This window comes from Rhizobacter sp. (assembly GCF_031412075.1).
Classification (GTDB): domain Bacteria; phylum Pseudomonadota; class Gammaproteobacteria; order Burkholderiales; family Burkholderiaceae_C; genus Rhizobacter.
Genome location: NZ_JANOCG010000072.1, coordinates 1 through 11,207 on the forward strand (window position 1 = coordinate 1; position 11,207 = coordinate 11,207).

An 11,207-nucleotide genomic window follows, 5' to 3' on the forward strand; every position below is an offset into this window, starting at 1 on the left:
GGGACGCCAGTTTTCCGTTCAGCAGGATCGACCATGAAACGCACCTACCAAGCCTCCAAGACCCGCCGCGCTCGCACCCACGGCTTCCTCGTTCGCATGAAGACCCGTGGTGGTCGTGCCGTGATCAACGCACGCCGCGCCAAGGGCCGCAAACGCTTGGCTGTCTGAGGCCAGCCGGCCCTGTTGCCGCGCCCGGCCACGCCGTGATCGGTCGCATCGTGCGATCTGTCGATTTCGAACGTGTGCTCGGGTCACCCATCCGAGCGCGCAGCGCTCACTTTGCGGTGCATTTCCTCGAAAGCCGTCCAAGCCAGCCCGCCAAGCCACGATCGCCGACGGTTTCGACCGGGTTATCAACAGGCGAGGCGCCTGAAGGCGGCGTGTCTGTGGATGACTCCCCGCCCAACGCGTGTTGGCTGGGTGCCGTGGTGCCCAAACGTCACGCTCGCCGGTCGGTGACTCGCAACCTGCTCAAGCGGCAGATTCGCCGCGCCGCGGGTGAGCAGGCCGACATGGCGGCGGGTTTGTGGGTCGTGCGTTTGCGCTCGCCGTTCGAGCGCAAGACGTTCAGCAGCGCTTCTTCCGAAGCACTGAGGGCGTTGGCGGGTGAAGAGCTCACCAGTTTGCTCGCCGACGCGGCGCGCCGTGTGGCGGCTTCCTGAGCGCTTGCATGTTTCGCACCCTGTTGTTCGCGCTGTCGTCGACCCCCCGCCAGCTGTTGATCGTGCTGGTGCGTGGCTACCGTTTTTTCCTGAGCCCCTGGCTGGGCAGTTCGTGCCGATTTGAGCCGACCTGTTCGGCTTATGCCTTGCAGGCATTGCGACAACACGGCGCCGCCGCTGGCAGCTATCTGACTTTGCGCCGCCTTGCACGTTGCCACCCCTGGTGCGAGGGTGGGCATGACCCGGTGCCCGCGCAGCCGGGGGGTTTGTTCTCCTTCCTCTCCTCTTCCCGCGAAAAGACTTCCCCATGACCGATATGCGCCGCACCCTGCTGTGGGTGGTGTTCTTGATGTCGCTGACCTTGCTGTGGGATGGCTGGAACAGGCACAACGGGCAGCCCTCGATGTTCGGCCCCACCGCCACGACAAAGCCTGCCGCATCGCCCAGCCCGAGCGCCGCACCCGGCATGGCCACGCCGCTGCCTGCCAGCGCAGCCTCTGGTGTGGCTGTGGCCTCGTCCGCCAGCGTACCTGGCGCCAGCCTGCCGTCGGAAAAAATCACCATCACCACCGACCTGATGCAGGCCACGCTGGACAGCCGAGGTGGGTCGCTGGTTCGATTGGAGCTATTGCAGCAACGAGAACAGTACCAACTCGACGCGGTCGATCGTGTAGTGGGCCTCTTCACGGGCAACACCGACAAGCCGGATCCGAAGCTGGCAAAGAAGAACGTAGTGTTGTTCGAGCAGTCCGTTGAACGCCCCTACATTGCTCAGACCGGTCTTTGGCCTGCTACCGGGGGCTCTGGAAATCTCCCAGAGCACCGCACGGTGATGCGCGTTGCCCCAGGGGAACGTTCGCTGAAAGACGGCGCCAACCAGCTGCAGGTGAGTTTCGAGTCGCCCGAGGTCGGTGGGGTCAAGCTGGTCAAGACCTACACCTTCAAGCGAGGCGACTACGCCATCGGGGTCAAGCACGAGGTGGTGAACGGTTCGGCGGATGCACTCAGCCCGCGCCTCTATCTGCAGTTGGTGCGGCATGGTCAACCTCCCCCGGGTGGCTCCTTCTTCTATGGCACCTTCACCGGGCCGGCGGTTTACACCGAGGCATCCAAGTTTCAGAAGATCGAGTTCAGCGACCTGGAAAAGGGCAAGGCCACCTACAACAAGAGCGCCGACAACGGTTGGGTGGCGATCGTGCAGCACTACTTCGCTTCGGCCTGGCTGGTCGGCGACAAGCAGCCGCGTGAGTTTTTTGCCGGCAAGGTACCGGATGCCATCAATGAATACACGGTCGGCATGTTCTTGCCCTTGGGCGAGATCGCTCCTGGCGCGAGCAAGTCGCACGAAGCGCAGCTGTTTGCCGGCCCGCAAGAAGACAAGAAGCTCAAGGCCTTGAGCGACGTGGCCCCTGGCCTCGACCTGGTGCGCGACTACGGCTACCTGACCGTGCTGGCCGCGCCGCTGTTTTGGCTGCTCACTCAGCTGCACGCGATTCTGGGCAACTGGGGCTGGGCCATCGTGGCGCTGGTGGTGCTGTTGCGCATCGCCTTCTATTGGCTGAACGTGAGCGCCTACCGCTCCATGGCCAAGATGAAAGCCATCAACCCCAAGGTGATGGAAATGCGCGAGCGGCTGAAAGACAAGCCGCAGCAGATGCAGCAAGAAATGATGCGCATGTACCGCGAAGAAAAGGTCAACCCGCTGGGCGGCTGCTTGCCGATCCTGGTGCAGATGCCGTTTTTCATTGCGCTCTACTCGGTGCTGCTGGCCAGCGTTGAAATGCGCAACGCCCCGTGGATCAGCTGGATCACTGACCTCTCGGCCAAAGACCCGCTGTTCATCTTGCCGCTGCTGATGACCGCATCGAGCCTGTTGCAAACCTGGCTCAACCCAACGCCACCCGACCCCATCCAGGCCCGCATGATGTGGATCATGCCGCTGGTGTTCTCGGTGATGTTCTTCGGCTTCCCAGCCGGCCTGGTGCTGTACTGGCTGACCAACAACATCCTCGCGATCGCGCAGCAGTGGTTCATCAACAAGCAGCTGGGCGTGCTCGGCAAGTAGCCACAATCGCGGACATGCTGCCGCGCCACCACCAGCCCATTGTGGCCATCACCACCGCCGCGGGCCGCGGCGCGGTGGGCATTGTTCGCGCTTCGGGGCGCACGCTGCAGCCGCTGATCGATGCCGTCTGCGGCCGGCCGCTGAAAGCGCGCCACGCGAGCTACCTGCCCTTTGTCGATGCGCTGGGCCAGCCGATCGACCAAGGCATTGCAATCCACTTCCCGGGCCCACACTCGTACACCGGCGAAGACGTGCTCGAGCTGCAGGCTCACGGTGGGCCGGTCGTGCTGCAGCTGCTCTTGGCGCGCTGCCTGGAGGCGGGTGCCGGCATCGGCCTGCGCCTGGCTGAGCCGGGTGAGTTCACCGAGCGCGCCTATCTCAACGCCAAGCTCGACCTCGCCCAGGCCGAAGCGGTGAGCGACCTGATCGATGCCAGCACCGAAGCCGCGGCACGCTCGGCCAGCCGTTCGCTCACCGGCGCCTTCTCGGCCCAGATCGACGGCCTGCGCGATCGGCTGGTCAACTTGCGCATGCTGGTCGAAGCCACGCTCGACTTCCCCGAAGAAGACATCGACTTTCTGCAGAAGGCCGATGCCCGCGGCCAGCTCGATGCCATCGCCGCACAGGTGGCCGCCGTGCTTGACCGCGCGCGCCAGGGTGCGCTGCTGCGCGAGGGCATCCAGGTGGTGCTCGCGGGGCAACCCAACGTCGGCAAAAGCTCGCTGCTCAATGCGCTGGCCGGCGCCGAGCTGGCCATTGTCACGCCCATTCCCGGCACCACCCGCGACAAGGTCAGCCAGACGATCCAGATCGAAGGGGTGCCGTTGCATGTGATCGACACTGCAGGTCTGCGAGAAGCCGGCGACGAAGTCGAGCGCATCGGCATTGCCCGCAGCTGGGACGAGATCACGCGTGCCGACGCAGTGCTCTTCATGCACGACCTCACGCGCTTGGGCGAGCTCTCTTACGACGCGGGCGATGCGCAGATCGCTCAACGCCTCGCGCCACTCGCCGCGAGGGTGCTGCATGTGTTCAACAAGAGCGACCTGGCAACGGCTGCGCATGAGCCAGGCCTGGTCCTATCGGCCCAAACCGGCGCCGGGCTCGACGCCTTGCGCCACAAACTGCTGGAGCTCGCCGGCTGGCATGCGCAGCCCGAGGGCCTGTTCATCGCCCGAGCCCGCCACGTGCAGGCCTTGCAACGCACCCGCTTGCATCTCGATGCCGCCCAGGCACAAGCCACCTCAGCCGAGCCGGCTTTGGATCTGCTCGCCGAAGAGCTGCGCCTGGCGCACAACGCGCTGTCCGAGATCACCGGTGCCTTCACACCCGACGACTTGCTGGGCGAGATCTTCAGCCGCTTTTGCATCGGCAAGTGACACCTCGGCTCACCAACGCAGAAGCCAGGCCCGGTTGTGGGCCACCGCGCACGAGCCGATAATCCGCGGCAGCGGCGCGCAAGGCCGCACCCACTCACTCAGCGGCCGAGATTCATATGGACTTCAACGAACTGGTTCAAGCCATCCAGACGCTCAACACAGAAGACGCCTTCCGTGCGCGCCTCAAGGCGGAGGAGTGGCGCACCATCGGCCCCTACCTCACGCAGCACGACATTCGCGCCGGTGACCTCGTCATCAAGCAGGGCGACAGCGACCGCACCATGTACTTCCTGGGCCGCGGCTCGCTGCAGGTTTTCATGACCGGCGGCCCCCCGGGCAGCAACCGCATCGCCATCCTTCGCCCGGGCTCGGTGGTCGGTGAACCCGGTCTGTTCATCGACGGGCCGCGCGCTGCGAGCGTCGAAGCCATGACGCCTTCCATCGTCTGGGCCCTGCGCGGCCCACGCCTTGAAGAGCTGGCCCAGCGCTCGCCGGCCCTCGCGCTGGAACTGGTGCGCGCCGCCGGTGGCGTGATGGCCACGCGCATGCGCGCCAGCCTGAGCAAACAAACCCCGATGACCTGATCGTTGTTGCGGCATTGGCTGAAGGCGCCACGGGAGTGTCGCTTTCAGCCAGATTTGCTGCTTGTTTCGCCCAGCAGAACCCACTGTCTCCGACGTGACGGCGTGTAACGGGAAACTCCGTGCATCGCATACCGGAGGCGCGGGCTAGTCTCGAGGGGACCCCGCCTTGGTGGGGCTACGACATCTACAGAAACGCCATCAGGAGACTCATTCCATGCAGCCCCAATTCCCCCTGCGCCTTGTCGCTTTGGCCGCCACAAGCGCGCTGCTCGTTGCCTGCGGAGGCAGCGACGACCCTGCGCCCGCTCCGGTCCCCGAAGAAACGCGCCCGCAAGACTCGCGCACCTTCACGGCCGCCGCGGCCACCACGTTCACCGCCATGGCAGCCGATGCCGGCGACGTGGTTGACATGAGCACCACCAGCCGCTGGGCCGGCATTTTGAACGGCGCCGCCTACCGCGTCGAAGTGCCCGCCAACTGGAACGGCAAGTTGGTGATGTACGCCCACGGCTACGCTGGAACGGGCCCCAACCTGGGTGTTCAGAACCCTTCGATCCGTCGCTATTTGATTCAAAACAACTACGCCTGGGCCGCGTCGAGCTACAGCAAGAACTACTACGACGTGCGTGCCGGTGTGGAAGACACCAACGCGCTGGCGCTCGAGTTCACCCGCATTGCCAGCGCCAACTCGCGCCCGCTGACCGCGCCGACCAAGATCTTCATCACCGGTCACTCGATGGGTGGCCACATCACGGCGGCGGCGATCGAAGACGAGGCCTACGCGACCGCCCGCAACAAGGTGCGTTACAACGGTGCCGTGCCGATGTGCGGCGTGATGGGCGACACCGAACTCTTCGACACCTTCGGCGCCATGCAGATGGCAGCGCAGGCCGTGGCCGGTATCCCCAACTACCCGAGCGCACGTTGGTCGGAGGTTTCGGGCTTGGTGACGAGCACGTTGTTCACCACCTTCCCGTCGGCACCCACCGCCGCTGGCCAGCGTTACCTGTCGATCATCAAGAACCTCACCGGCGGCGAGCGCCCCCTGTTTGCGCAAGGCATTGCCTTCGGCGGCAGCTTCCCTTCGGCTTACGGCACCTTTGGTGGCGACGGCACGGTGAACGGCATCTATAACAAGGCCGGCGTCGACACCAACCAGTTCACCTACACCATCGACGGTGACACGGCCGGCTCGGCCGCGATCAACGCCGCAGTGCAGAAGCTGACGGCCCTGCCCGACGCCAACCGCCTGCGCACCGACGGCCTGCGCTGGATCCCCAAGGCCAACGGCGAATTCCGCATTCCGGTGGTGTCGATTCACACGCTGGGTGATTTGTTCGTGCCCTTCAGCATGCAGCAGATCTACCAGCGCCGAGTGGCTGCCAAGGGCAACAGCGCTTACCTGGTGCAGCGTGCGATCCGTGGCGCGAGCCATTGCGACTTCACGGTGGCCGAGCAGGTCACGGCCTTCAGCGACATGGTCGCCTGGGAAGCCGGTGGTGCTGCGGCCAGGCCGGCCGGTGACGACGTGGTCACGCCGGCCACGGTGGCAGCAGCGAACTACGGCTGCACGTTCACCAACAACACCCGGGGGGGAGACGAGAGCGGAGCCACCAACGCGCTGCGCCCGAACATCGTGCTCTCGGCACCGTGCCAATGATGCGCATGGCACGTGCTTGAGTGAGTTGAGGGGCCTTCGGGCCCCTTTTTCATGGGCCACCCAAACCCGGGTCAGACACACCCACTTCAAACCCGCCCGAGCAGCTTGCTCTCGGCCAACGAGAGCGCTTCGGGCAGACCCGACAGCACCAGCGTGTCACCCGCCGTCAGCATGAGGCTGTCTTCGGGCTTGATGACGGCGCCGGAGGCGCGGCGGATCGACACCACCGTCACCCCCACCGCATGCAAAGCCAGGTCGGCGAGCGGCTGACCCAGGCTGGCCGCGGCGGGTGGCAGGCTCACGCTCAACAGCCGGGCTTGTAGCAGGTCGTCGGCGGTGTCGTCGTCGGCGCCGTGAAAGTAGCCGCGCAGCAGGCTGTAGCGCGCATCACGCTGCTCCTGCACCACGCGAATCACGCGCCGCATCGGCACACCCACCAGCGCCAGCGCGTGGCTGGCCAGCATCAACGAGCCTTCGATGGCTTCGGGCACCACCTCGGTGGCACCCGCGGCTTGCAGGCGCTCGATGTCGGTGTCGTCGAGCGTGCGCACCACCACCGGCACCGTCGGGGCATGGGCTTGCACCAGGTGCAGGATCTTCAGCGCCGAAGGCGTGTCGTGGTAACTCACCACCACCGCACTCGCACGCGCGAGGCCGGCGGCCATCAGGCTTTGCAGGCGTGCGGCGTCGCCAAACACCACGCTCTGGCCGGCCGCGGCGGCCTGGCGCACCCGGTCGGGGTCGAGGTCGAGCGCCATGTAGGGGATGCGTTCGCCGTCCAGCAGGCGCGCCAGGTTCTGCCCGCTGCGGCCGTAGCCGCAGATGATGATGTGGGCCTCGGTGTTGATGGCGCGCTTGGCGATCGAGGTCATGGCCACCGACTGCATCAGCCAGTCGGTCGACGACAGCCGCATCACGATGCGGTTGCTGTACATCACGATGAAGGGCGTGGCCAGCATCGACAACACCATGCTCGCGAGCACCGGGCTTTGCAGGTTATCGGGCAGCAGCCTCTCGTGCGAGGCGAGCGTCAACAGCACAAAACCGAACTCGCCCGCCTGCGCAAGGTAGAGGCCGGTGCGCAGCGCCACGCCGGTGGCCGCGCCAAACAGCCGCGCGAGTGCGGCCACCGCCGCAAATTTGAACAGCACCGGCAGCAGGCTCAGCAGCAGCACCAGCGGCCATTGCGCGAGGATGATCTCGCCGTCGAGCTTCATGCCGATGGTGATGAAAAACAGCCCCAGCAGCACGTCGTGGAAGGGCCGGATGTCGGTCTCCACCTGGTGCTTGTATTCGGTCTCGGCGATCAGCATGCCGGCCAGAAACGCGCCCAATGCCAATGACAAGCCCGCGTGTTCGGTCAGCCACGACAGGCCCAGCGTCACCAACAGCAGGTTGAGGATGAACAGCTCTTCGCTCTTGCGCCGCGCCACCAGCGTGAGCCACCAGCGCATCACCCGCTGCCCGCCGACCAGCAGCACCATCAGCAAGGCGGCGGCCTTCAACGCCGCCCACGCGAGTGCCGTGGCCAGCTGCTCGGGCGACGAGCCCAGCGCCGGGATCAGCACCAGCAGCGGCACCACCGCCAAGTCTTGAAACAGCAGCACGCCCATCACCCGCCGGCCGTGTTCGCTTTCCAGCTCCAGCCGCTCAGCCATCAGCTTGACGACGATGGCGGTGCTGCTCATCGCAAGCGCCCCGCCCAGCGCCACCGCACTCTGCCAGCTCAGGCCCCAGCCGCGACCCGCCAGGCTGAACACCCACGCCAACAACGCATTGCCCGCGACCGCCACCAGCATGGTCAGCGCCACCTGGCTGAAGCCCAGGCCGAACACCAGCTTGCGCATGCTCTTCAACTTGGGCAGGTTGAACTCGAGCCCGATGACGAACATCAGGAACACGACGCCGAATTCGGCCAGGTAGGTGATGCCCGCCGAGTCCTTGGCCAGCGCCAGCGCATTGGGGCCGATCAGCACCCCCACGGCGAGGTAGCCCAGCATGGGCGGCAAGCGCAAGGACCGGCACACCACCACACCCGCCACCGCGGCCACGAGGTACAACAGGATCAGTTCGAGGGTGGAGGCCATGGGCGGCGAGGGAGAAGCGCTGTCGCGCAAGCTGCGTGCCTACAATCGCCGCATCCTACTGGACGAGCCCCTCGGGGACGACCCGCGCCGTGTCCACCCAGACCCCCAACTCCTCTTCGTTTGACGCCGCACGTGCGCTGCAACTCGCACGCGACACCTTCGACATCGAAGCACGCGCCTTGCTCGGCCTGAAGACCCGCCTCGGCCCCGAGTTCGCGGCGGCCGTCAAGGCCGTGCTCGCCTGTAAGGGGCGTGTGGTGGTGATGGGCATGGGCAAGAGCGGACATGTGGGCCGCAAGGTCGCCGCCACGCTGGCTTCGACCGGCACACCCGCGATGTTCGTGCACCCGGCCGAAGCCAGCCACGGCGACCTCGGCATGGTCACACCGGGTGACGTGGTGCTGGCCATTTCCAACTCGGGCCAGGCCGACGAGATCACCGCCATCCTGCCGGCGCTCAAGCGCCTGGGCATCACCCTGGTGGCGATGACCGGCGGGCCCGAGTCGACGCTCGCACAACACGCCGACATCGTGCTCAACAGCGCGGTCGATGAAGAAGCCTGCCCGCTCAAGCTCGCCCCCACCGCCAGCACCACCGCGCAGATGGCGATGGGCGACGCGCTGGCGGTGGCGCTGCTCGACGCGCGTGGTTTCCGCGAAGAAGACTTTGCCCGCTCGCACCCCGGCGGCAGCCTGGGCCGCAAGCTGCTGACCCACGTGCACGACCTGATGCGCACCGGCGAGGCGCTGCCGCGCGTGAGCCCCGACACGGTGTTCACCGAGCTCATGCGCGAGATGAGCGCCAAGAGCCTGGGCGCGGCCATCGTCACCGACCCCGCCGGCCAGGTGCTGGGCATCTTCACCGACGGTGACCTGCGCCGCTGCATCGAACAGGGCCGCGACCTGCGCGGCCTCACGGCGCGCGAGGTGATGCACGCGAAGCCGCGCACCGTGCGCCCCAGCGCGCTCGCCGTGGAAGCCGCCGACCTGATGGAAGAAGCGCGCATCACGCTCGTGCTGGTGGTCGACACCAACGGCCTGCTGGTGGGCGCGCTGAGCTTCAACGACCTGATGCGGGCCAAGGTCATCTGATGCGCGCCATCACGCCGGTGCTCCAGTTCGCGCCCGAGCTGCTGCTGCAAGCGCAAGCGGTGCGTGCCGCGATCTTTGATGTCGACGGTGTGCTCACCGACGGGCGCATTTACCTCAGCGAGCGCGGCGAAGAGTTCAAGGCTTTCAGCACGCTCGACGGCCATGGCCTGAAGCTGTTGGCGCAAGGCGGCATCACCCCGATCGTCATCACCGGGCGCGATTCGCCCGCGGTGCGGCGGCGTGTGGCCGACCTGGGCATCGTGCATGCCGCTTACGGCGCACACGACAAGCTGGCCGCAGCCGAAACCTTGCTCGCCACGCTGCAACTCGGCTGGCCACAACTCGCCGCGATGGGCGACGACTGGCCGGACCTGCCGCTGATGGCGCGCGCCGCTTTTGCCTGCGCACCGGCCAACGCCCACGCCGAAGTCAAGGCCATCGCCCACCACGTGACCACCGCGTGCGGCGGCCATGGCGCCGCGCGCGAATGTTGCGACCTGCTGCTCACCGCCGCAGGGCGTTACGCGCCGCTGTTGCGCGGCCAGCTCACCACGCTCGATGGATCTGCCTGAAGTTGTCTCGCTGACCGCGCCGGGTGCCTTGTCACCGCCAGCCGCGCCCGCGTCCGCACAGACCGTGCGGCAGCCTTGGCATTGGCGGGTGGTCGAACTGCTGTCGTCCTACCTGCCGCTCTTGATGATGGCCCTGCTGGCCCTGGGCACCTGGTGGCTGGTGAAAAACACGCCCTTGGCCGGCGAGGTGCGCGCCTCAGCGCCACTGCGCCATGAGCCCGACTACGAGATGCGCGACTTCGCGGTGCAGCGTTTCACCCCCCAAGGCCCTTTGCGCGCGCAGATCGAGGGCGACGCTTTGCGCCACTACCCCGACACCGACACGCTGGAAATCGACAACGTGCGCCTGCGCGCCGTGGCGCCCGACGGGCGGGTGACGCTGGCCACTGCACGCCATGCGATCTCCAACGGCGCTGGCACCGAAGTGCAGCTGATGGGCGGCGCCGAGATCGTGCGCGAAGCGACCGCCGATGACGCCGCGATCAACTTCAAGGGCGAGTTCCTGCATGCCTTCCTCGACACCGAGCGGGTGCGCTCGCACCTGCCGGTGACGGTGACACGCGGGGGCACCCAGGTGCATGCCGAGGGCATGGAATACAGCCACCTCGACCGACTGATCCAGTTCAGCGGGCGCATGCGCGCGAGCTTCTCTCCCAAAGGAAAACCATGAGCGCACCGCTGCTGTTCGTCACCGGTGCGTCGAGTGGCATTGGCCAGGCCTTGGCGTTGCGTTTCTACCGCGCGGGCTACCGGCTCGCGCTGGTCGCACGCCGCGCGGCCGAGCTGCAGGCCTGGGCGCAGGCGCAAGGCCTCGACACGACACGCTACGCCGTCTACGGGGCCGACGTGTGTGACATCGAGAGCATCACCGGCGCCGGGCGCGCCTGCATCGTTGCGCAGGGCGTGCCCGATGTGGTGATCGCCAACGCCGGCATCAGCATCGGCATCGACACCGCAGTGCAGAGCGACATCGAGGTCATGCGCCGCGTCTACGAGACCAACAACATCGGCATGGCCGCCACCTTCCAGCCCTTCGTCACCCCGATGCGCGCGCGCCGCTCGGGCACGCTGGTGGGCATCGCCAGCGTGGCGGGCATCCGTGGCCTG

12 protein-coding genes are annotated in these 11,207 nt (G+C 66.6%); 11 read left to right on the plus strand and 1 reads right to left on the minus strand.

Annotation, left to right across the window (positions count from 1 at the left end; genetic code table 11):
* Window positions 1–33: 33 nt before the first annotated feature.
* The 7 genes from rpmH (at window position 34) to RMO40_RS02715 (ending at window position 6,350) form a co-directional block, all read left to right on the plus strand.
* Window positions 34–168: a 50S ribosomal protein L34 gene (rpmH, locus tag RMO40_RS02685; RefSeq protein ID WP_047486751.1), complete on the plus strand. Its 135-nt coding sequence runs from the start codon at window positions 34–36 to the stop codon at window positions 166–168.
* 50 nt (window positions 169–218) lie between these two features.
* Window positions 219–662 (plus strand): ribonuclease P protein component, encoded by a 444-nt coding sequence (locus RMO40_RS02690; RefSeq protein ID WP_309715966.1) that lies wholly within the window; start codon window positions 219–221, stop codon window positions 660–662.
* A gap of 8 nt (window positions 663–670) precedes the next feature.
* A complete protein-coding gene (gene yidD, locus RMO40_RS02695; protein WP_309715934.1) occupies window positions 671–973 on the plus strand; it encodes a membrane protein insertion efficiency factor YidD in 303 nt (100 codons plus the stop codon).
* Complete coding sequence (gene yidC / locus RMO40_RS02700) at window positions 970–2,727, plus strand: membrane protein insertase YidC (RefSeq protein WP_309715937.1); 1,758 nt, start codon at window positions 970–972, stop codon at window positions 2,725–2,727. The genes yidD and yidC overlap by 4 nt, the downstream gene beginning before the upstream one ends.
* Window positions 2,728–2,741: 14 nt before the next feature.
* Complete coding sequence (gene mnmE, locus RMO40_RS02705; RefSeq protein WP_309715940.1) at window positions 2,742–4,106, plus strand: tRNA uridine-5-carboxymethylaminomethyl(34) synthesis GTPase MnmE; 1,365 nt, start codon at window positions 2,742–2,744, stop codon at window positions 4,104–4,106.
* Window positions 4,107–4,222: 116 nt separating this feature from the next.
* On the plus strand, window positions 4,223–4,690 hold the full coding sequence (locus tag RMO40_RS02710; protein ID WP_309715942.1) for a cyclic nucleotide-binding domain-containing protein: 468 nt from the start codon (window positions 4,223–4,225) through the stop codon (window positions 4,688–4,690).
* Between the two features lie 214 nt (window positions 4,691–4,904).
* Entirely contained in the window at window positions 4,905–6,350 is a 1,446-nt protein-coding gene (locus RMO40_RS02715; RefSeq protein ID WP_309715945.1) for an alpha/beta hydrolase, read from the plus strand.
* Window positions 6,351–6,436: 86 nt separating this feature from the next.
* On the opposite strand, the gene RMO40_RS02720 is transcribed toward RMO40_RS02715, so the two are convergent.
* Window positions 6,437–8,437, minus strand: a complete 2,001-nt coding sequence (locus RMO40_RS02720; RefSeq protein ID WP_309715948.1) for a monovalent cation:proton antiporter-2 (CPA2) family protein — start codon at window positions 8,435–8,437, stop codon at window positions 6,437–6,439.
* A gap of 89 nt (window positions 8,438–8,526) precedes the next feature.
* Here RMO40_RS02720 and RMO40_RS02725 point away from each other — a divergent pair, with 89 nt between their 5' ends.
* From RMO40_RS02725 to RMO40_RS02740, 4 genes are all read left to right on the plus strand, one after another.
* Window positions 8,527–9,528 carry a KpsF/GutQ family sugar-phosphate isomerase gene (locus RMO40_RS02725; protein WP_309715951.1) on the plus strand — a complete coding sequence of 334 codons (1,002 nt, stop codon included), beginning with the start codon at window positions 8,527–8,529 and terminating at the stop codon, window positions 9,526–9,528.
* The gene (locus tag RMO40_RS02730; RefSeq protein WP_309715954.1) at window positions 9,528–10,100 is read left to right on the plus strand and encodes an HAD hydrolase family protein; all 573 of its coding nucleotides are present in this window, start codon (window positions 9,528–9,530) and stop codon (window positions 10,098–10,100) included. The genes RMO40_RS02725 and RMO40_RS02730 overlap by 1 nt, the downstream gene beginning before the upstream one ends.
* On the plus strand, window positions 10,087–10,770 hold the full coding sequence (lptC, locus tag RMO40_RS02735) for an LPS export ABC transporter periplasmic protein LptC (protein ID WP_309715959.1): 684 nt from the start codon (window positions 10,087–10,089) through the stop codon (window positions 10,768–10,770). The genes RMO40_RS02730 and lptC overlap by 14 nt, the downstream gene beginning before the upstream one ends.
* Window positions 10,767–11,207: SDR family NAD(P)-dependent oxidoreductase (locus tag RMO40_RS02740; RefSeq protein WP_309715963.1), on the plus strand; the 441-nt coding region annotated here is incomplete at its 3' end. The genes lptC and RMO40_RS02740, both read left to right, overlap by 4 nt.